This is a genomic window from Chryseobacterium sp. T20 (genome assembly GCF_047345655.1).
Classification (GTDB): domain Bacteria; phylum Bacteroidota; class Bacteroidia; order Flavobacteriales; family Weeksellaceae; genus Chryseobacterium.
Genome location: NZ_JBLFDU010000003.1, coordinates 405,989 through 428,699 on the forward strand (window position 1 = coordinate 405,989; position 22,711 = coordinate 428,699).

A 22,711-nucleotide genomic window follows, 5' to 3' on the forward strand; every position below is an offset into this window, starting at 1 on the left:
CAATACATTACATCAATTCTAAAAAGAATGAGAACTTTTATCTATAATTTATACCTTTATATCTAACCAAAATCATTTCATATGAAAAAGCTGAACAAACAAAAAATGAAAAACATTATGGGAGGAGGAGAAATCTGCCTGGAGTGTGCTATCGGATATTATCAGGTCATTATTGATGGCCGCTGCTATTGTGTTCCAATAGACTAATAAAAAAAGCAGCCATTGGGCTGCTTTTAATTTATATGATTGAGATTCTATATTAATTAACTCAACATTCTTTGTGCTTTTTTAACGCCTTCCACCAAGGCATCAATTTCTTCGAACGTATTATAAACAGCAAAACTCGCTCTCACCGTTCCGGCAATATTAAAGAAGTTCATAATAGGCTGTGTACAGTGGTGGCCCGTTCTTACAGCGATTCCCATTTTATCAAGGATCATCCCTACATCAGAGGCAATCCCCACTCCTTCCAGATTAAAGGATACTACCCCGGTTCTCTTTGCTTTTTCACCATAGATCTTAATACCATCTATTTCTAAAAGCTGTCTTTGTGCATATTCTAACAGCGCATTCTCATGATTCTGAATTTGGGTATGCCCTACTTTGTTCATAAAATCAACAGCAGCACCTAAGGCTATATTTCCTCCTACATTGGGTGTCCCTGCTTCATATTTGAATGGAAGACCTGCATAGGTAGTTCCTTCGAAAGAACAGGTTGCAATCATCTCTCCTCCTCCATGGAATGGCGGCAAAGCTTCCAAGATTTCACGTTTCCCGTATAAAATACCCGTTCCCATCGGAGCGTACATCTTATGACCGGAAAATACAAAGAAATCACAATCCATCTTCTGAACATCAATATTGAAATGCGGAGCAGACTGGGCTCCATCGATCACAATATAAGCATCTGTGTTTTTTCTTGTTTTGGCAATAATCTCCTCAATAGGATTCACAATTCCCAATGCATTGGAAACCTGGTTTACAGAAACAACTTTTGTTTTTTCGCTTAAAAACTGATCAAAATGATCCATCTGAAGAATCCCGTTTTCATCAATAGGAATCACACGAAGTTTTGCTCCGGTTCTTTCACAAAGCATCTGCCAGGGAACAATATTAGAATGGTGCTCCAGATATGAAATAATGATTTCATCATCTTTCTGCAGCTTTTGTGTTAATATATAAGCAATGAGGTTCAACCCTTCTGTTGTACCTTTTGTAAAAATGACTTCAAAATCATGTTCAGCATTGATGAATTTCTGAATCTTTCTTCTTGAAAGCTCCATTTCCTCAGTTGCCAGCTGGCTTAAGGTATGAATTCCTCTGTGAACGTTGGCATTAAGTTCTGTATAATATGCGTGACAGACTTCCAAAACTGAATTTGGTTTTTGGGATGTAGCTGCATTATCCAGATAAACCAAAGGCTTACCGTTCACTTCTCTGTCCAATATAGAAAACTGGTTTCTTATTTCCTGAATGTCAAACATTTATTTATTTTTTAAATTAAAACGGTCTTATTTAGAACTCTTCAAATTTACGGCTTTTTTTCCGAAAGGAAGCATCAGGTCGGGTACTGATCATTGTCAGTTGATAGAAATATTCGATAGTGTAAGGCGGAGAAAGACAATAAAGCGAAAAGACAAAATTAAAAGTAACGCATTAATCTGTTTAGTCTATTCTACTGGACTTGATATCAAATAAAAAACCCGCCAAAAATGACGGGTTTTTATATTGTTTAAATAAGTAATTCTTATTCTGCTGCAGTTTCAGCTGCTGCTTCAGGAGCTGCACCTTCTTCAGTTGCAACTTCTTCTTCATCCTCATCATCTTGCATTGCTGCACCACCTTTCATTGCATTTCTAGACATCTTAACAGCAACTACTACTGCGTTGTCTGGGTGTACGAAAGAGTATCCTTCTGTTTTGATGCTACCGATGTAAAGTTTGTTACCAATTCTTAATGGAGTAACATCTACAACGATTTCGTCAGGTAGGTTAGCAGGAATAGCTTTTACTTTTAGTTTTCTGAAAGACTGACGTAAAACACCACCAGCAACAACACCTTTAGAACGTCCAGTAATTCTTACAGGAACTTCCATGATAACTGGCTTATCGTCAGATAACTGATAGAAGTCGATGTGAAGAATTTTGTCAGTAATTGGGTGAAACTGAATATCTTGAAGAACTGCTGGAATTGTTTTTCCGTCAACTTCAATAGATACCGTGTGTGCTTCAGGAGTGTATACTAATCCTTTGAAAGCGCTCTCTTCAGCAGAGAAGTTCAAAGGTGCTTCACCTCCATAAACAACACAAGGAACTAATTCAGCATCACGTAAAGCTTTTGTAGACTTTTTGCCCACGCTTTCTCTTTTTGTACCTTGAATTGTAATAGATTTCATTTATAAAAAATTTAAAAAATTGTTCTAATTTTAATTTGCAATCTGCTTTAAATCAATTAAATAACAAACTTACTGCTAATTGATTTGTGCTCATGAACCATTGTCATAACGTCAGCAAATAATGGGGCGCAAGATAGCACTTTTATTTTAGATGACAAATTATTTTTAACAGGAATTGAGTCAGTTACAATAACTTCCAAAAGTTTTGAGTTCTCAATATTCTCGTAAGCCTTCCCTGAAAGCACTCCGTGAGTTGCCATAGCTCTTACTGTTTTTGCTCCTTTTTCAATTAAGATATCAGCTGCTTTACAAAGTGTACCTGCAGTGTCAATCATATCATCAATAAGGATCACGTTCTTACCTGTTACATCCCCGATAAGGAACATTTCTTCTACAACGTTTGCTTTTTTTCTTTCCTTATAAGCAATTACTACTTCAGCCCCTAAGTGACCGGCATAGTTTTTCGCTCTTTTTGCACCTCCCATATCCGGTGAAGCAATGGTAAGATTATCAAGCTCTAAAGATCTGATATAATCCACAAAAATACTGGAAGCATACAGATGATCTACCGGAATTTCGAAGAATCCTTGGATTTGATCTGCGTGAAGGTCCATAGTCATCACTCTTGTTGCTCCTGCTGCTGTAAGAAGGTTAGCAACTAGTTTAGCACCGATCGGCGCTCTTGGTTTGTCTTTTCTGTCCTGTCTGGCAAGTCCGAAGTAAGGAATTACTACGGTAATGCTCTTTGCAGAAGCTCTTTTTGCTGCATCAATCATTAGAAGAAGTTCCAAAAGATTGTCTGCAGGAGGGAATGTAGATCCAATCAGGAAAACTCTTCCTCCTCTTACAGATTCGTCCAAAACAGGCTCAAATTCCCCGTCGCTGAACTCCTGAAAGTTGATTTTTCCTAATTCTTTCCCATAATTCTGGGCAATTTTCTCTGCCAAGTCCCTGCTGGTTCTTGTACAAAATAGATAACTTAACTGATCGGCCATTTTTACTTTTTAAAAGATTTTGCAAATTTAAAAAAAAACCACAAGATTTACTCTTGTGGTTTCTAAGTTTTTATTTTATCAATTATTAAGGGAATTTAACTCCTGAATATTTGTTCGGATCTACCTGTGGAAGTGTAGACTTATATTTAGCATTGATAGACTTGATAAATTCATTAGCAACAATACCGTATCCACGTCCTGTAAGGTGAACTCCATCTAAAGAGAAAGCTCCTCCTGTTACAAATTTCGCAGTATATTTTACTCCGTCAAATGAAATACCGGATTGTCCGTTTAATTCCAACATTTTAGCAGCTGCATCTACAAATGCAAGTCCATAGGAATCAGCAAGTGATTTTATAGAAGCATTATATGCAGTTGTTGCTGTTTTCACATATCCAGCTTCTGTTTTTGTTAGTACATGTTGGTTTTGTAATGGATAAGAAATTCCATAAATATTTACCGGAGCAGGAACTCCAGCCGCAGTACTTCCAATTACAGAACTCGTAGTAAGCAAAATATAATCATCTGCTGTTGCCTGTCTTGCCTGGCCAAAAATTTGTCCAAAAGCAGCAGCTGTCGGCGCTCCCAAAGAAGGAGTTAAAGCAGCAGTAAGCTGAGCGGATAAATCTGTCAAAGCAACATCTTTAATTAAAACAGGGTTTGGACCTGTTGCGGAAAGTAAATTAATTCTATCCCCAGCTCCAAAAGCAGTAAGAGCCTGCTTCAAAGGACCATATAAACTCGTATTAAGAGTTGTCAGATTTGAACCTAAAAGAGCAGGTGTCAAAGGGTTATAAGGTACCGTAGTAAAGAAAGGAACTGAAGTAACAGAAGGGATATTAGCAATAACTCCTTTTGTTGTTCCTACACTTTTAAGTCCATCTAAAACCGCCTTAATAGATCCGGCAACAAGTGCAGGATCGGAGATGTCATTTGATTTATAAGTGGTAGGGTTCGTATTTCCTGTCTGAACTGTAGCTGCTGTATAAGTGGTAACACCTCCTACTGTCTGTGAGTTTGTTCCTCCGTTCGTAGCATAAGATAATACATCATTATTTCCGATCCAAAGGGAGAAGAATGTTGCTTTCTGAGCCATAGCATCAGCCAGCACACTTGTTGTTGCAGAAGATGCAAACCTTACAAAATAAGGATTGGCTGTTCCGGTTGCAAGTCCTGCCTGGCTACCATATCCAGGAGCTACCAAATGGAATGATTTTGCACCAGGTACACCCATATTATTATAAGTACCTCCACCAGACAGAACATCTAATGCTGCTGCCGGAGCACTTGGCACCGGAGACAGAGATCCGTTAACCACCTGAAGGTTCAATTTTCCAGGAAACCCCGGTAGATTGTTAAATCCACCTACATCATTAGGCATCAATGGCAATTTAAAGTCTCCTCCACCTGCAAGCTTCATTTGTCCTGCAATCATATTGGGGTAAGATTCATTTTGACCGCTGCTGTACAAAGCTCCGTCACGATATCCCGAAGTAAGTGAATTTCCCAGTGAAATATATTTCGTAAAATCTGCGTCACCTTTTGTTACCTGGATATCTTTCACATCCGTATCGAAATCCGTATTACAGCTTGTAACTGTAAAAAGAAGTGCAGAAACTGCAATTGTCGATATTATAATTTTTTTCATAGTCTTCTAAAATTAAAATGGATTATAAGATAAACCTAGACCTAAGTAGAATGCTGTTGCTTTTGACTGTCCGTAGAAACCTAAGTTAGCATTATCTACATTTCTGTATTGAGGCATTGCATATCCCCCGGCAATATCCACTCCGAATTGTTTCAGCTTGATACCTATTCCTCCTGTTACAACATAAGTGTCATATGAAGGTGTTTCCGGAATAAAGTTATTTGTAGTATATGGTGCTTCATCATAATAAGCTCCTAAACGTCCATAGATCATATTGGTGAATGCATATTGAGTTCCCAATCTGAATGTTTTGGAGTTTTTGAAATTTTTAGGACTTGTAAGAATAGTAGGATCCGATGGATTGTTTCCAATAGGAGCATTCTCGAAATCTAAAGTAAGTTTGCTGTATCTCTCCCATCCATGATAGTTAAAGTCTGCTGAAACCTGCCATTTCGGTGTCACTTTATAAGTTAAACCAATGGTATACTCTTCAACCAACGGAAGTGTTGCAGAGAACCCATCCTGTCCGGCAGCATTTAGTTTCAACTGGTTATAGATAGATTGAGAAGGGAATTGGAAAGTAGCTGTACCGTTTTTAGCTTTCATATCTATTGCAGAACGGTAAGCAATACTTACATCTAATTTCGGATCAGGTCTGAAGTAGAAACCGAAACCATATCCGTGTCCGCTTGCTTTTTTATCATTGATATTTACCTGTCCTCCAAATTGCGTAACTGCTTTATCCCAGTCTACAACTCCTTTTGCATAGATATAGCTGGCACCAAAAGATACCCATGGAGCTAGTTTTACAGAAACCATTGGCTGGAAATAGAAACTTTTCAGTTCTAATTTCTGAACCATTTCTTTACCTTCCCAGTCATTCGGCCACTTAATTGTACTTCCAAAAGGCGTTGTTACACTTAGACCTACGGTAAGCTTTTCTATCGGTCTATAAGTAATTGCGGCATAGAAAGGAGTTCCTACAGGGTTATCTGTCTCTGTACTTTGTAAAGTATTGAAGTTTTGAAAAGTAACCTTGTTACTTGCTGCAAATCCTCCTGCCACTACACTCAGTTTGGAAGGGATAAATGACATACCCGCCGGGTTAAAAAATGTCACACTCGCGTCTTCGGCATGAGCACTAGTATGCGCCATTGCCAATTGTTTTACCCCCTGCAGGGAAACTCTGAAGCCTCCTGCGTAAGATAGAACTCCCGCCAATAAAGCAGTTGATACTAATATTTTTTTCATAGACTATTATTATATAAGCCAAATATAAAATTATTTTGAATACGTCTGTTAATATTTCCTAATATTTTAAACAATATCCTAAAAGAAAACTATGTTTAAAATAATAACTCCAAGGAAATAAACCACAAAATAATCATTATGAAATAATTAAAGAGATTAAAAAACTAAACATCATTTATTGTTTAATTTTAAACAAATGTTTAACACTAAGTCATAACACCTCCAAAAAACACTAGCAGGAAAGTAAAATGATAATAAATGTTAAATTAAACAGAGCTGGAATAAAAATATTAAATTAAAAAAACGATGACCTTTATATCCTTAATAGCAGCTCTTAACGATCATTCTGGCTAAAAACAGGAAAATGTTTTATCTCCAATTCAGGTTATTTAAGTATTTTAGAATCGCATAAAGATAAAAATACATAAATTTGCAGATTATAAATAATAGAAAATATGAGTTGTGGATGTAAAACATCCGGCGATTCTGCACATTCTTGCGGCCCTAAAAAAACCGCAAATGGCTGTGAAAATGTAAATACCTGCGGGAATAGTTATAAATTAAGTGTTTTTGACTGGCTTTCTAACATCAACAATCCGGCACCAAACAGGTGTGATTTTGTAGAAGTTAGATTTAAAAATGACAGAAAATCGTTTTATAAGAATGTAAATAATATCCCTTTACATATAGGTAGCGTAATTACAGTAGAATCAAGTCCGGGACACGATGTAGGCGTAGTAAGCCTTACGGGAGAATTAGTAAAGATTCAGATGAAAAAGAAAAAGTTTTCAGAAGAATCGGCACTCAAAATATACAGACAGGCCAACCAAAAAGATCTTGAGGTATGGCAGGAAGCAAGAAAAAAAGAAGATGGCGTAAAGCTTGAAGCAAGAAAAATTGCCCAGAGATTAGGCCTGGAAATGAAAGTTACAGACGTGGAATATCAGGGTGACTCCTCAAAAATCACCTTTTATTACACTGCTGAGAACCGAGTGGATTTCAGACAGCTGATTAAAGATTACGCTGGAGCTTTCCGTACTAAAATCGACATGAAACAAATCGGTTTCAGACAGGAAGCTGCCAAAGTAGGTGGAATCGGATCTTGCGGACGTGAACTTTGCTGCTCTACATGGCTTACAGACTTCAGATCTGTAAACACCAATGTTGCAAGATATCAACAGCTGAGCATCAATCCTCAGAAACTGGCAGGACAATGCGGTAAGCTTAAATGCTGCCTTAACTATGAGCTTGACAGTTACCTGGATGCATTAAGCAACTTCCCTTCTTCTTCAACTACTTTGGAAACAGAGAAAGGAAAAGCATTCTGTATTAAAATCGACGTTTTCAAAAAGAAAATGTGGTTTGCTTATGTAGACAGCTCCATTGCATGGTATGATTTTGACATTGACCTTGTTAAAAAACTGATTTCAAAGAATAAAAGAGGAGAAAAAACACTTCCTCTTGAAGACCTGAAACAACCGGAAGCCTCTACTCACACGATCGATTTGATCCAGGAAAACAATGTGGATCGTTTCGAAAAGAAAAACAGAGGAAACAACAGGAACAGAAACAACCAGAGCAACCAGAATAAGCAAAATAACAACCAGCAAAGTCAGGGTCAGGGCCAAGGACAAAAAAGAAACAGACCGGAAAGATCTGAAAAAACCGAAAACCCAAATGCTCAATCTTCAAATCAGCCTAAACCTCAAAAGCAGCACCCACAGCAAAAAGCACCCGTGGAAAAAGCAGTGAATAATTCTGACGCTGATAAAAAGCCACAGAGCAACAATCCGAACAAGAAAAAATTCAAAAAGAAATATCCTCCAAAAAAAGATAACAATGCATAAAATTTTAGGATTACTTTCACTTATCCTTTTCTTTAGCTGCAACTCTTCCTCAGGAGGGGATGTCATCATGAATTCCGTTGATAACAAATGGAATAAGAAAAGTGAACAAAAATTTAATCTTGAAGTTTCAGATCCGCAGAATCCTAAAAATATTATATTTGTCGTAAGAAATAACAACACTTATCCTTACAGCAATATAAGGTTTATAGTGAATTTCACCAATCTTCAGAACAAAAAAAAGGAAACAGACACCTTGAATTATGTTCTGGCTAAACCAAACGGAGAATGGCTTGGTACAGGGTTTGGTGATACGAAGGAAACTTTGTTTCAGTATAAAGTAAATTACCAGTTTCCGGGAAAAGGAAAATATGAAATCAGTCTTACTCAGGCGATGAGAAATGACAACCTTCCGGGAATTGAGGATATTGGGGTAAAAATAGAAACGGCTAAACCGTAACCATAAATGGAAGAAAACAAAAAAAATGCAGGAAATAAGGGGAAAACATTTCCTCTGCCTCCCAAGAAAAAGAAAGATACCTCCTGGAGAAAATGGGTTTCGTTTATTTGGATCGGACTCATTGCGGTAGTTCTGGGAATTTCAGGGCTGTTCTTTTCGGTTTCTCAAGGATTCCTTGGGGAAATGCCTGATGTAAAAGAACTTGAAAACCCGGATATCTTTGTTGCTTCTGAAATTATTTCTTCAGACGGAGTAACTTTGGGTAAATTCGAAAAAGAAAAAACTCAGCCAATCGTTTATAAGGATCTTCCTCCTTATCTTATTTATGCTCTACAGGCTAAAGAAGATGAGCGTTTTAAAGAACACTCAGGAATCGATTTATACTCCGTTGCCAGAGCCGTAGCATATGGTGGTGGACGTGGTGGAGGTTCTACCATTACTCAACAGCTAGCCAAACTTCTTTTCACAGGAAACGCTTCTCAGAATAAAGTTCAGAGAGCATTCCAGAAACTGAAAGAATGGGTAGTGGCAGTAAGTCTTGAGAAAAGATACACCAAAGAAGAAATCATCACTCTTTATTTCAACAAGTTTGACTTTCTTTTCAACGCTAATGGTATTGAAATGGCTTCCAGAGTTTACTTTAACAAAAAAACGTCTGAACTTACATTACCTGAAGCTGCAACATTTGTAGCAATGCTTGAAAATCCAAGAAAAAACAATCCTTACAGATATCCTGAAAAGGCTAAAGAAAGAAGGAATGTTGTATTGGATCAAATGCAGAAAACCGGATATATTGATGCCGCAACTTATGAAAAAGCGGCCAGTACTCCGATTGAAGTAGACTTCCACCCTATCAAAAGCATCACGGATGGATATTCTGCTTACTACAAGTTCTATCTGAGAAAAGAGATTGACAAATATCTTGAAGCTCATGAAAAAGAAACCGGTAAAAAACTTAACCTTTACAAGGACGGTTTAAAAATATATGTTACTCTTGATTCTAAAATGCAGAAATATGCTGAAGAATCAATCAAAGAACACTTAACAGATCTTCAGAAGAGATTTGATGCAGAACAGAGAGGAAGAAAGAACAGACCTTTCTACTATCTTAATGATAAACAAATCAAAGATGTAATGGTTCAGGCGATGAAAAGAACCGGCCGTTACAAATTGCTGAAAGCTGACGGAATGCCTGAGGATTCTATTATGATGGAGTTCAAAAAACCTATCAAAACTTCACGATTCACATGGGCCGGAGAAGAAGAGGTGGAAATGTCTCCATGGGATTCTATCAGATACCACAAACAAATTGCACAGGCAGGTTTGATGTCTATGGTTCCGGGAACCGGAGAAATCAAAGCTTGGGTAGGTGGTATAGACTGGCAGCACTTCCAATATGACCACATCAAGCAAGGTAAGAGACAGGTAGGATCTACATTCAAGCCTTTCGTATATGCTACTGCTATTATGAAACTGGGAATGACACCTTGTTCTGCTGTTTCTAACGGAACTTATGATCATAACGGATGGCATGTACCAGGAAGAGGCGGAATGCTTACTTTAAAAGATGCATTAGCACACTCTCAGAACCCCGTTGCTGCAAGACTTATTGAAATGACAGGAGTAGATGCTGTAATCCAGACGGCAAGAGATCTGGGTGTAACAGAAGATATTCCAAGAAACAATACAATTGCTTTAGGTTCATCAGACATTACGATTTACGAGATGCTAGGTGCATACAGTACTTTCGCCAACTATGGTAACTACAACAAACCAGAGATGATCTGGAGAATTGAAGATGCCAATGGTAGAGTCATCAAAGAAGTAAACGTAGAGCCAAAAGAAGTAATGAACCCAATGTATGCCTACACCATGATTGAACTTATGAAAGGTGTTGCACAATACGGAACTGCTTCCGGAGAGTTGGGAAGAAGAGGAATTTCAAAAGCTGTGGAAATTGCTGCTAAAACAGGAACAACTCAGAATAACTCCGATGGATGGTTTATGGGAATCACACCAAAACTGGCAACCGGAGCATGGGTTGGATGGGAAGACAGAGCAACCCACTTCTTTGGAACAGGTGAAGGTCAGGGTGCGAGAATGGCACTTCCGATCTGGGCAATTTTTATGAAGAAAGTATGGGCTGATAAGAGCTTAGGAGTAACTCCTGATGACAAGTTTGTCAAGCCATCAGACTGGAAAGACGGATGCTCAAACCTTAAAGGACTAAGCGGAGGATATGGAGACGATGGAAGTCTTCAGACGATCGATGAGATCAAAAATCCAAGACCGGCAGATCCAACTCCTAAAAAACCAACAGAAAAGAAAGAGGATAATATCAATGAAAACCTTCATTCTAATGATGAAGTAGATTTCAATAAATAAATTCTCTTTTAGAAATATACAAGACCTTTCAATAATTTGAAAGGTCTTTTCTTTTATAATTAATACCTTTGAAGGATGAATATCGAACGCATCAGACAGCCATTTATTGAAACTTTTCCCGGTGATTTTTCAAACAACACTATACAAAGAAACACTCCAAAGGTTTTATTTGCTACTATTAAGCCTGCAGGTTTTGACAAGCCTGAACTGATTGCTTTTAACAAAGCTTTATCAGAGGAAATTGGCTTAGGAAAATACGAAGATAAAGATCTGAACTTTCTGGCAGGAAATAACCTTCCGGAAAACGTTCGAACCTATGCCACAGCTTATGCAGGACATCAGTTCGGAAACTGGGCAGGACAGCTTGGAGATGGAAGAGCCATCCTTGCAGGTGAAATTACCAATGAGGCAGGAAAAAAGACCGAAATCCAATGGAAAGGAGCCGGTGCTACTCCTTATTCCAGACATGCTGACGGAAGAGCCGTATTAAGGTCTTCTGTACGTGAATACCTTATGAGTGAAGCCATGCATCACTTAGGTATTCCAACAACAAGAGCGCTTAGCCTGGCTTTTACAGGTGAAGATGTGATGCGTGATATCATGTACAGTGGAAATCCACAGCTTGAAAAAGGTGCAGTGGTCATCAGAACTGCTGAAAGTTTTTTACGTTTCGGACATTTTGAACTTATGTCTGCCCAAAGAGAATACAACAATCTTCAGGAGCTTGCCGACTTTACCATTGAAAACTATTACCCGGAAATTACAGCAACTGACAGTAAGAAATACAGAGACTTTTTTGAAAACATCTGCACCCGAACTGCTGACTTAATGGTTGAATGGTTCAGAGTTGGTTTTGTACACGGAGTGATGAACACAGATAATATGTCAGTTCTCGGATTAACCATTGATTATGGCCCTTATTCCATGATGGACGAATATGATTTGAATTTCACACCTAACACAACAGACCTTCCGGGAAGAAGATATGCTTTCGGAAAACAGGGACAAATTGCCCAATGGAACCTTTGGCAGCTTGCTAATGCTCTTCATCCGTTGATCAAGGATGAAAAGTTTTTAGAAGATACTTTAAATAATTTCGGAACTTATTTTTGGGAAGCTCACGACCAGATGCTTTGTAAAAAGTTCGGTTTTGATCAGCTTCAAAAAGATGATGAAGAATTTTTCACCAACTGGCAGGGTCTTATGCAGGAACTTCAGTTGGATTACACCTTGTTTTTCAATCAATTAAAAAAAATAACCCAAAGAACAAACATATCAGAACATTTTAAAGATGTCTCTTATATTATTCTGAATAAAGAAAAGCTGGAAAAGCTAAATAGTTTCATCAAAAGCTATGAAGCAAGAAAAGCTTTAAACGCTATTTCAGGAGAAGACTCTTTAGCCATGATGGAAAAAACAAATCCAACATTTATCCTCCGAAATTATCTTCTCTACGAATGTATTGAAGAGATCGGAAATGGCAAAAAAGAGATGCTGGAAAAGCTCATTAAAGCCCTCGAAAATCCATATCAGGAAATATACCCTGAGTTCTCTGCCAAAAGACCGTCTGGATATGATGATACGGCCGGATGTTCCACACTTTCATGTAGTTCGTAATTAACAAATATTCATAAAAAATTAAAAAACATGTAATTATTTTCATTTTTTTATTACATTTACTAACAACTTTAAACGTAAACCAAATGAAAACAAAATTACTATTCCTTTTCCTAATCTCTTTTGTATTTGGAAATGCACAGATTCTCACAGAGACTTTTCAGGGTACGACATTTCCTCCAACAGGATGGACAACCGGAACAAATGTGGCCTCACGACCTTGGGGATTTACCACTACCATATTTAATGCAACCGGGCAAGCAACATTCAATATCAATGGTGGAAAATCTGCTGGCATAGGATGGATTGCCCAGGCACAGGATGCTCATTTAACAAGTCCTTCCTTCAGTTTGGTAGGAACAACGAGTCCTGTACTAAAATTCAATGCTAAAATTGGATACGAATACATGGTTGATCCAAATCCTAACGGAGATTTAAAAGTAGAAGTTTCCACAGATGGAGGAACTACCTGGAATCAGGTATGGGTTGAAGAAGACTATGGATTATATACCGATTATGAAACACTAGCGATTACCGTGAGCTTAGCCTCATATGCAGGGCAGGCCAATGTTAAATTCAGATTCCGTTATGTGGCTAATGATGCAGACAGCCTTTCCATAGATGATGTACAGGTTTTAGCAAGTGCTACATTAGCTACTCAGGAAACCAATGCTAAAGTAAAAGACTTTACAAACATCTATCCTAACCCAACAAAGGGAGAAATTAATATAAAAACAGACAAAAAAATCAAATCTGCTACAGTAAGTGATGCAAGTGGAAAATCTCTGCTCAACAATACTTCAGAAAGATTAGATATTTCTTCACTTCCAAAAGGAGTTTATTTATTAAAAGTAGATTTCTCAGACGGAACTTCTAAAACAGAAAAAGTAATCAAACACTAACAACGTTTATACAAACTTTTACAACCACCAATTTTGGTGGTTTTTTTATTTTACTTTTGCAAAAAATTTGACCCGTGTCTTTTATCAAAACAAAAATCATCAATTTCCTTAAACTGGTTTTCCCTTCCACTTATACCGAGCTGGCGGTATTTCTGTTTTTCATTGTCTGTTATGGAATTCTGGGATCTTATATTGCCCTTCATTACAGGATTATCTTTGACAGCAGGATTCCGTGGGATGCTTACTTCAGTTTTGATAATAAATCAATCCTTATGACAGGAGGCAGTTTTGAAAGACATCCTTTATCCTACTATTTTTTTAACTGGATAAGAGAATTCTCATTATTTATTTCAGGGGGAAAAATGGATGCCAATTTCAGACTTACCCTGGCATGGCTCAGTAATATTATCATTACATTAAATATTATTCAGGTATTTAAATATTTAAAGAATATCATTCAGCTACCTTTATGGTTAAGCCTTTTAATCATATTATTCTTTGGAGCTTTTTCCACTAATATCATCTTGTCTTTTACTCCGGAGAACTTTACCTATACCTTATTTTTACTATCGCTATACAATTACTATGCAGCAATCAAACTAAGGAAAGAAGAGAAAATACCAGCAACAGCTTTATCCCTGGCTGGGATTACTATCGGAGGACTTACCATTACAAATATTGTAAAGGTTTTCATTCCACTTATTTTTGAGAAAGGCATTTTTACAAACTGGAAGAAATTCGGAAATGCAGCATTAAGGGTAATAGTTGCTACCATTTGTTTTGTACTGCTTTATCTGAATAGAATTGATTTTAAATATCAGAACATCTTTTCAAAAACCAATCAGCAATATGAAAAGTTCTCCAATGTAGAATCAATGCCGACATGGGATATGATTCTCTCCTTCTTCTTTGGGGGCAATATTCTTTTCCCTGGGTTTATTATGTCTGACAAACATAATATGAAAGGATTTAATTTTAAAGGGCTTTACATGGATGTTTATTCATCAGCTCTTCCCTACTTTTTCATCGGTACATTATTAATCCTGATAAGTTGGAGTTATTTTAAAAACTTTAAAAACAAATGGGTTCAGGTTATCGTCATTTCATTTTTAGTTGACATCATTATCCATTGCGTAATGAGGTTTGGCCTTCACACTTCCTATATCTATGGAGGACATTTTGTTTTTGTATATCCTCTTCTTTTAGGATGGCTCTTTTTTGCTTACAGGTCATCAGCAAAAATGATGTCATTTTTAACATTAATTGTGGCAATATTATTTACCTATCTGTTAGTCAACAACATCTTTAGAATGACAGAATTCTTCTGGTTTATGGAAAATTATTATCAATAAAAAAAGCTGAGAAATTTCTCAGCTTTTTGTTTTTTATATTGAAATAAATTATTCTTATTTTGCCTCGGCACAGAAAATTCTATACTGTACTGCTACTGCAGATTTAAAATATTCTCTGATCTTGGAAAGATCACTGGCAGCACTTTGTTTTGTGAAATAACTTCCAGCTAAAATTTTATAATTAGGTCTTAAAGAAGCATCCGTCTCCACTTTCAGATTCGGGAATCTTTTTCTGAAATAAGATTTCACCTCATTAGCCTCCTCATTACTTTTCACTGTTGTAATCTGGATTTTGAACCCTAAAATTCTAGGATTTTTCTTACAGATTTCAGCATTGGTAAGCTCTCTGCTCGGCACAAAGATCTTAGGGGGTTTTGTATTGATTCCTGTAGAAATTCCACTATCATTATTACTGAAATCTTTAGGAGAATTTGTTGGAGCAACTTTCGCACACTTTCCTTCAATTCCTTCCAAAGCAGCATTTATTTTGGAATCCATTGTCATGACCAGTTCTGTTCCTGACAGGGTATCCTTTTTAACAACTTGCTGTGCTTCAATATTATAAAATCCAAATAATGATAATATCGAAAATATTTTGATTAGATTTCTCATTTAAACTTGTTTCCGCAAATTTATACAAATTAAAAAACTATACCAAACTGGTTATTTAGAATCAATACAAATTAAACGTAAATGATATTTTCCCTTTTCGATATACCGTTAAATTCCTGTTAAAAATATTATTTTTGCGGAATTGATTGAATGTTCAATAATTTACTAACATAAGATAATTTAAATGATTAGTTGGAGAAAGCATTATAAAAAAACGTTGATCGCAATAGGCTTATTGCTATCAACCAGTGCTTCATTTTACGGGCAAGACGGCGATCCTAAAAACGGAGAGAAACTTTTCAAAGCGAATTGTACTGCATGTCACGCGCTGGACAAACAAGTTGTAGGACCACCATTAAAAGGGGTTGTAGAACGAGTAAAGACAGAAGGTGGTGTAGACAAAGATTGGCTTCACAAGTGGATCAAAGACAACAAAGCTCTAAGGGCTTCTGGGGATAAATACGCCAATGAGATTTTTGAAAAGTTTAACAAGACTGAAATGCAGGTCTTTCCAAATCTTACAGATAAGGATATTGACGACATTTTAGCTTTCACAACTAACCCTCCTGCTCCGGAGGAGAAAAAACCGGAAGCAACTCCTGCAACTGACGCTACTGCGGCAGCTCCTGCAGACAAAACTACAACAAACGTTGTCATCATTTCACTTTTAGCGATCGCAGGTTTACTGGTTTGGATCTTGGTTAAACTAAGACAATTGGTAAAACTGGGTCAGTCTGAAGATTTAGCTGGACTTAATGAAACAAGAGTTCGTTCTTTCAGTGAAATGTATGAGAAGTTCCACTTCATTGGTAAAGGTCTATTGGCAATCCTTGCTATTTTAGCCGCTTACGGAGTATGGAACTGGTTAATGTGGATCGGGGTTTACAAAGGGTACAAGCCGGAGCAACCTATCTACTTCTCTCACAAAATTCACGCTGGAGAACAGAAAATTGACTGTCAGTTATGTCACTCTAGTGCTAAATACGGAAAAGTATCTGAGATTCCTTCTATGAACGTTTGTATGAACTGTCACAGAACAATTTCTGAATACAACGCAGATCACTACATGGAGCCAGGAAAAGACAAGGCATTCTATGACGGAGAAATCCAGAAGATCTACGCTGCAACAGGTTGGGATCCTGCAAAACAACAGTACACAGGAAAAACACAGCCGGTTGAATGGACAAGAATCCACAACATGCCAGACTTCGTTTACTTCAACCACTCTCAGCACGTAATTGCTGGAGAACAAGCTATCATCAATTCTTTCAACAAAAAGAATCCTAACAACAAAATTGATGTTGTATGTAAAGCTTGTCACGGTAAAATTGATACAATGAATGTTGTTCAAATGGCTAACGACTTTACTATGGGATGGTGTATCGAGTGCCACAGAACGACTGAAGTTGATATGAACAACGGTTATAATAAAGAGTACTTCAAAAATCTACATGACAAGTTGAAAAAACAATATCCACAAGATGGAGGTAAGATCACTGTAGATGCAATTGGAGGTCTTGAGTGTGGTAAATGTCATTATTAATAACTAAAAAATTAGAAGTATAAATGGCTTCAAACAAAATACAATTCAGAAGTATTCATGAACTTAAAGATCCAGCTTTGAATAATAAGCTGGCTCAGAAAGAGTTTCAGGAAGAAATTCCGGTAGAAGATTTCCTTGGAGATGCTGAGAAAAACGGATCAAGTACTTCAAGAAGAGATTTCCTTAAATTACTAGGATTCTCTACAGCAGCAGTAACATTAGCTGCCTGCGAAGCTCCGGTAATCAAAACGATTCCTTATGTGGTAAAGCCGCATGATATTATTCCGGGAATCCCTAATTATTACGCTTCAACATATTTTGACGGTTTCGACTTTGCTAGTGTTTTAGTAAAAACCCGTGAAGGTAGACCTATCAAAATTGAACCAAACCCGGCTGGTGGTGATTTAGGTAAAACTAACGCAAGAGCTCAGGCAAGTGTACTTTCTCTTTATGATAACGATAAAGTAAAGCAGCCTAAACTAGACGGTAAAGATGAAACTTTCGATAAAGTAGACAGTTTCGTTATCAAAGGGTTGGAAGAAGCTAAAGCGTCAGGCAAAAAGATTGTGGTTTTATCACACTCTTTTGCTTCCCCAACTTTCAAAAAGTTATTCGCTGAATTCAAAGCTAAATATCCTACAGCTGAATTAGTAACTTATGATGCTTTCCCTTATTCTGCAGGATTAGATGCAGCTCAGGAAGTATTCGGACAAAGAGCATTACCTGTTTATGACCTTAACGGTTCTGAATTGGTAGTTTCTTTCCAGGCTGATTTCTTAGGAGATTATAACGCTTCAAGCTTAGAGACTTCTTACGCAGCAGCTAGAAAACCAGGAGCAAGCATGTTGAGACACATCCAGGTGGAGTCTAACATGTCATTAACTGGTGCTAACGCTGACTCAAGATACAGATTAAAACCAAGTGCTGTAAACAAAACGTTAGTGGAAGTTTACAATGCAATCGTAGGTGGCGGTACTACTGATAAGACTGCAACTGAAATTGCTAACGAACTAAAAGCAAAAGGAAGCAAAGCTGTTGTTTTTGCTGACGGTTCTAAAGGAGCACAGGTTTTAGCACACTTAATCAACCAAAAATTAGGTTCAGTAGCTTTCACAGGTAAGGCAAACTTCCTTAAAGAATTCAACGGTGCTAAATACCAGGAATTCTTAGGATGGGTAAATGGTGGACAAGTTGGTGTATTGATTACAAACAACGTAGACCCTATCTACTCTCATCCAAAAGGAGAAGATTTCAAAAAATCTTTATCAAAAGTTCCTTACGTAGTTGCTGTAGCAGATAAGAAAAATGAAATGTACAAAGCAGCGAAAGCTGTAATTCCGGTAGCTAACTGGTTAGAGTCTTGGGGAGATATCGAACCACAGACTGGTGTATATTCATTAATGCAGCCTACGATCCAGAAAATCTACAAATCAAGACAGATTGAAGAGTCTCTATTGGTTTGGAAGAATGGTAAAAACAATGCAGCAAACAACTACTACGATTATTTAAAAGCAAGCTCTGCTTCTCTTTTAGGTGGTACTTCTTTCAACAAAGCATTGTATAACGGTATCAACGCTTCTACGAATGCAACTTCTCTTACTTATGCAGGAGGAAACGCTGCTCAGGCTGTTGCTGAACTAGGAAACTTTAAAGCTTCTGAATTAGAATTAGTATTATACACTAAGACTTCAATGGGAGACGGTACTCAGGCAAACAACCCTTGGTTACAAGAGTTACCTGACCCAATCACAAGAATGTCTTGGGATAACTACCTTACAATTTCTCCTAAAGATGCAGAGAAATTTGCAATTGACAACGATCTTAACGCGAGAATGCAGCTAGATGGTTCTATTGTAAACCTTACTGTAAACGGAGTTAAAATAGAAAACGTTCCTGTATTCGTACAACCAGGACAAGCTGAAGGATCTGTAGGTCTTGCACTTGGTTATGGTAAGAAAAACTCAGGAGCAACTGCTGATACTGGTGTAAACGCTTATCCTTTATTTGACGGTTCTAACCTTGTTCTTTCAGGTGTTAAAATTGAAAAAACAGGAGAAGATCACGAGTTCGCAGGTATCCAGCTTCAAAATACATTAATGGGTCGTTATGAAATCGCGAAGGAAGTTCCTTTAGCTGAATTCATTAACGTTGCTTTTGATGATGAGCACAAAGGATGGAACAAGCCTTTGGAATACCACACGATCAGCGGAGCACTTCCAGCGAGAAAAATCGACCTTTGGGATGCTTTTGATGATACTGATGGTCCTCACTTTAACTTATCTATTGACTTGAACTCTTGTACTGGTTGTGGAGCATGTATCATTGCTTGTCAGGCAGAAAACAACGTTCCTGTAGTAGGTAAAGAAGAAGTAAGAATGTCTAGAGATATGTACTGGTTAAGAATTGACCGTTACTACTCTTCAAGACAGAAAGTAGAAGTTTACGAAGGATTGAAAGAAGGAATGGCTGTACCAGAATTGTACGGTACTGCTTTCGGAGACGGAGGTGCGTTAAACCACCCTGCAGACAACCCGGATGTAATCTTCCAACCAGTAATGTGTCAGCACTGTAACCACGCTCCATGTGAAACTGTATGTCCGGTAGCGGCTACTTCACACGGTAAGCAAGGTCAAAACCATATGGCTTACAACAGATGTATCGGTACCAGATATTGTGCAAACAACTGTCCGTACAAAGTAAGACGTTTCAACTGGTTTACTTATAACCTAAATGACAAGTTCGATTTCAACATGAACAACGATTTAGGAAGAATGGTACTTAACCCGGATGTAGTTGTAAGAACTAGAGGGGTAATGGAGAAATGTTCAATGTGTATCCAAATGACTCAGAATACTATTCTTGAGGCTAAGAAAGAAGGAAGAAGAGTGAAGGATGGAGAATTCCAGACTGCTTGTTCTAAAGCTTGTTCTACTGGAGCAATGACATTTGGAGACATGAATGATAAAGATTCTTCAATTAGAGAGCAATATGCATCTAACAGAAGATATTATTTACTAGAGGAGATCGGAACAAAACCAAACGTGTTCTATCACACTAAAGTAAGAAACAGAGTAGAAAAATAAAGTTTAAATAATAAATAGGTAAAAAATGTCAGGACATTACGAAGCTCCGATAAGGGAACCTCTAATTATTGGTCACAAAACTTATCACGATATTACAGAAGATATCGCACGACCTATCGAAGAAAGAGCAGGTAAATTATGGTGGATCTCATTATATGCTGCACTAGTTCTATTCCTCTATGGATTCGGCTGTATCGCTTACACTATCGGGACAGGTATTGGAGCATGGGGGCTTAACAGAACTATTAACTGGGGTTGGGATATTACCAACTTCGTATGGTGGGTAGGTATCGGTCACGCCGGGACCCTAATCTCCGCAGTATTATTATTATTTAGACAGAGATGGAGAATGTCTGTAAACAGATCTGCAGAGGCGATGACGATCTTTGCGGTTGTACAGGCAGCAATCTTCCCTGTAATCCACATGGGTAGAGTTTGGGTTGGATATTGGGTATTCCCTTTACCAAACCAATTCGGTTCTCTTTGGGGGAACTTCAACTCTCCTCTACTTTGGGACGTATTTGCAATCTCTACGTATTTCTCAGTATCAACTGTATTCTGGTTCATGGGACTAATCCCTGACTTTGCAATGATCAGAGATAGAGCTAAAACTCCTTGGACTAAGAAAATTTATACATTCCTTGCATTCGGTTGGGGTGGTAAAGCAAAACACTGGCAAAGATTCGAAGAACTTTCTTTGGTTCTTGCAGGTTTGGCAACTCCACTTGTATTCTCAGTACACACAACCGTATCATTTGACTTCGCAACTTCAGTAATTAAAGGATGGCACTCAACGATCTATCCTCCTTACTTCGTTGCTGGAGCGATCTTCTCAGGATTTGCAATGGTACAGACCCTATTGTTGGTTGCAAGAAAAGTGTGTCACCTAGAAGAGTACATTACAATGTATCATATCGAAATTATGAACATCGTAATCATCTTAACTGGTGGTATGGTAACTGTAGCTTACGCAACTGAATATTTCATCGGATGGTACTCAGGATCTAGATTTGAAGATTTCACATATCTTTCTCCAGGTGCTGCTGTAGGACCTTACTGGTGGGCATTCTGGTCATTGATCATCTGTAACCTTGTTATTCCTGCTTCTTTCTGGTTCAAGAGACTAAGAACGAACATTATCTGGACATTCATTGTTGCATTAATCATCAACATCGGTATGTGGTTCGAGCGTTTTGATATCATCGTTATCAACCTTTCAAGAGACTACTTACCAGGATCATGGACAATGTTTAAGCCAACGATCATTGATGTGGGTGTATACTTAGGAACAATCGGATTCTTCTCTGTATTATTCTTATTATATGCAAGAACATTCCCTGTAATTGCACAGGCTGAATTAAAATCGATTTTGAAAATCTCAGGTGAAACTTATAAAGCAAAAGAAGGAGATGAGCACCACTAAAATTGTATACGGACTTTATGCTGACGACGACGATTTAATGAACGGCGTTAAAGCATTCAACGATAAAGGAATCGCAATCAACGAGGTTTATACTCCGTTTCCGGTTCACGGGCTAGACAAAGCTTTAGGTTTAAAGAAAACTAGAATTTCTGATGCCGCATTCTTATATGCTCTTTATGGGGTTACTATCGGTGCTACTTTAACATGGTACGTGATGAATCACGACTGGCCTCAGAATATCGGTGGTAAACCAGCTTTTGACTGGGGACACAACATGCCGGCATTCGTAGTTCCAATGTTCGAATTAATGGTATTCTGTGCTGCTCACATGATGTCTTTAACTTTCCTAGTTAGAAACAAAATGTATCCAGGAGCTCCAGCTCAGAACCCGGATCCAAGAACTACTGATGATAAATTCATGATGGAATTTGTAACTGAAGATGTAGAATCTGTAAAACAGTTGCTTATTGAAACTGGAGTTGAAGAAATAACTGTTAAAGACGCTTAAAATGAAAAAGAATGTATTAAAAATTACAGCGGTTTTAGGTTTAACAACAGTTTTACTTAACTCTTGCGGACCAAAGGAGAACACTCCGTTGGTATATTTCCCGGACATGTATTTTCCGGTAGCTTATGATCCATTGATGAAAGCTCAGGACGCTTATTCAGATCATGAAAATGAAATTCCTGCTTTTGTTAAAAATAATGGTGCAACAGGTCTTTCTCCAGTAGAAGGATCAGTTCCTCAGAATAAAGACGGAGTTTTTGAAGAAAGCTTATTACCTAAGAATGTTGACGAGTACAACGCAGGGTATGAAGCATCTAAAAAACTTACAGCATCTCCTTTGAACCCAGCTAATGCAGCTAAGGATCTTGAAAGAGGTAAAATATTGTTCGATCATACTTGTGCTGCATGTCACGGTACAGGAGGTGATGGACAAGGACCTATCGTTCAAAGTGGAGCATTCTCTGGAGTACCAAACTATGCTGACAGAGAAATTACTGTAGGATCTGTTCATTATGTATTAACAAACGGTAGAAATGCCATGGGATCTTATGCGGGACAATTGAACGCAGGAGACAGATGGAGAGTAGCAATGTATGTGATGAGTGCTTTCAAAAAAGGAGCAGCAGCACCGGCAGCAGCTACAGCGGCGGCACCAGCAACAACTGAAACGACTACCGAAACTAAAAAATAAGA

General features: G+C 37.8%; 18 protein-coding genes. 12 read left to right on the plus strand and 6 right to left on the minus strand.

Translation table 11 applies throughout. The features are described from left to right. Positions 1–81: 81 nt before the first annotated feature. Positions 82–207 (plus strand): GNAT family acetyltransferase, encoded by a 126-nt coding sequence (locus ACMA47_RS10325; RefSeq protein ID WP_413929723.1) that lies wholly within the window; start codon positions 82–84, stop codon positions 205–207. 56 nt (positions 208–263) lie between these two features. Here the strand turns inward: ACMA47_RS10325 and ACMA47_RS10330 are convergent, their stop codons facing one another. From ACMA47_RS10330 to ACMA47_RS10350, 5 genes are all read right to left on the minus strand, one after another. Beyond that, on the minus strand, positions 264–1,484 hold the full coding sequence (locus ACMA47_RS10330; protein WP_413929724.1) for a cysteine desulfurase: 1,221 nt from the start codon (positions 1,482–1,484) through the stop codon (positions 264–266). A gap of 263 nt (positions 1,485–1,747) precedes the next feature. Then, on the minus strand, positions 1,748–2,395 hold the full coding sequence (locus tag ACMA47_RS10335; RefSeq protein WP_034691761.1) for a 50S ribosomal protein L25/general stress protein Ctc: 648 nt from the start codon (positions 2,393–2,395) through the stop codon (positions 1,748–1,750). Between the two features lie 56 nt (positions 2,396–2,451). Beyond that, a complete protein-coding gene (locus tag ACMA47_RS10340) occupies positions 2,452–3,390 on the minus strand; it encodes a ribose-phosphate pyrophosphokinase (RefSeq protein WP_034691764.1) in 939 nt (312 codons plus the stop codon). A gap of 85 nt (positions 3,391–3,475) precedes the next feature. Next, positions 3,476–5,038 (minus strand): G-D-S-L family lipolytic protein, encoded by a 1,563-nt coding sequence (locus ACMA47_RS10345; RefSeq protein ID WP_413929725.1) that lies wholly within the window; start codon positions 5,036–5,038, stop codon positions 3,476–3,478. A gap of 12 nt (positions 5,039–5,050) precedes the next feature. Next, positions 5,051–6,289: an OmpP1/FadL family transporter gene (locus tag ACMA47_RS10350; protein WP_413929726.1), complete on the minus strand. Its 1,239-nt coding sequence runs from the start codon at positions 6,287–6,289 to the stop codon at positions 5,051–5,053. 455 nt (positions 6,290–6,744) lie between these two features. Between ACMA47_RS10350 and ACMA47_RS10355 the strand changes: the two genes are divergently transcribed. From ACMA47_RS10355 to ACMA47_RS10380, 6 genes are all read left to right on the plus strand, one after another. Then, entirely contained in the window at positions 6,745–8,136 is a 1,392-nt protein-coding gene (locus ACMA47_RS10355) for a stage 0 sporulation family protein (protein WP_413929727.1), read from the plus strand. Then, positions 8,129–8,593: a gliding motility lipoprotein GldH gene (locus ACMA47_RS10360; protein ID WP_413929728.1), complete on the plus strand. Its 465-nt coding sequence runs from the start codon at positions 8,129–8,131 to the stop codon at positions 8,591–8,593. The genes ACMA47_RS10355 and ACMA47_RS10360 overlap by 8 nt, the downstream gene beginning before the upstream one ends. A 6-nt stretch (positions 8,594–8,599) precedes the next feature. Further along, positions 8,600–10,978, plus strand: a complete 2,379-nt coding sequence (locus ACMA47_RS10365) for a transglycosylase domain-containing protein (protein WP_034691777.1) — start codon at positions 8,600–8,602, stop codon at positions 10,976–10,978. A 75-nt stretch (positions 10,979–11,053) separates the two neighbouring features. Then, on the plus strand, positions 11,054–12,595 hold the full coding sequence (locus ACMA47_RS10370) for a protein adenylyltransferase SelO (protein ID WP_413929729.1): 1,542 nt from the start codon (positions 11,054–11,056) through the stop codon (positions 12,593–12,595). An 86-nt stretch (positions 12,596–12,681) separates the two neighbouring features. Continuing rightward, positions 12,682–13,497 (plus strand): T9SS type A sorting domain-containing protein, encoded by an 816-nt coding sequence (locus ACMA47_RS10375; RefSeq protein WP_413929730.1) that lies wholly within the window; start codon positions 12,682–12,684, stop codon positions 13,495–13,497. Between the two features lie 74 nt (positions 13,498–13,571). Continuing rightward, positions 13,572–14,849, plus strand: a complete 1,278-nt coding sequence (locus tag ACMA47_RS10380) for a DUF6080 domain-containing protein (RefSeq protein ID WP_413929731.1) — start codon at positions 13,572–13,574, stop codon at positions 14,847–14,849. Between the two features lie 54 nt (positions 14,850–14,903). Here ACMA47_RS10380 and ACMA47_RS10385 read toward each other — a convergent pair whose 3' ends face one another. Then, positions 14,904–15,461 carry an SPOR domain-containing protein gene (locus ACMA47_RS10385; protein WP_034691785.1) on the minus strand — a complete coding sequence of 186 codons (558 nt, stop codon included), beginning with the start codon at positions 15,459–15,461 and terminating at the stop codon, positions 14,904–14,906. A gap of 184 nt (positions 15,462–15,645) precedes the next feature. On the opposite strand from ACMA47_RS10385, the gene ACMA47_RS10390 reads away from it, so the two are divergent. From ACMA47_RS10390 to ACMA47_RS10410, 5 genes are read left to right on the plus strand one after another with little or no spacing between them, the layout of a single operon-like run. Next, positions 15,646–17,004, plus strand: a complete 1,359-nt coding sequence (locus ACMA47_RS10390; RefSeq protein WP_047426932.1) for a c-type cytochrome — start codon at positions 15,646–15,648, stop codon at positions 17,002–17,004. A 23-nt stretch (positions 17,005–17,027) separates the two neighbouring features. Next, on the plus strand, positions 17,028–20,087 hold the full coding sequence (locus ACMA47_RS10395) for a TAT-variant-translocated molybdopterin oxidoreductase (RefSeq protein WP_413929732.1): 3,060 nt from the start codon (positions 17,028–17,030) through the stop codon (positions 20,085–20,087). Positions 20,088–20,112: 25 nt separating this feature from the next. Beyond that, positions 20,113–21,510, plus strand: coding sequence for an NrfD/PsrC family molybdoenzyme membrane anchor subunit (gene nrfD / locus ACMA47_RS10400; RefSeq protein WP_034691792.1), 1,398 nt, complete (start codon positions 20,113–20,115; stop codon positions 21,508–21,510). Then, positions 21,497–22,018, plus strand: coding sequence for a DUF3341 domain-containing protein (locus tag ACMA47_RS10405; protein WP_034691794.1), 522 nt, complete (start codon positions 21,497–21,499; stop codon positions 22,016–22,018). Before nrfD ends, ACMA47_RS10405 begins: the two co-directional genes overlap by 14 nt. 1 nt (position 22,019) lies before the next feature. Beyond that, the gene (locus tag ACMA47_RS10410; protein WP_034691797.1) at positions 22,020–22,709 is read left to right on the plus strand and encodes a c-type cytochrome; all 690 of its coding nucleotides are present in this window, start codon (positions 22,020–22,022) and stop codon (positions 22,707–22,709) included. The last annotated feature ends 2 nt before the right edge of the window (positions 22,710–22,711 follow it).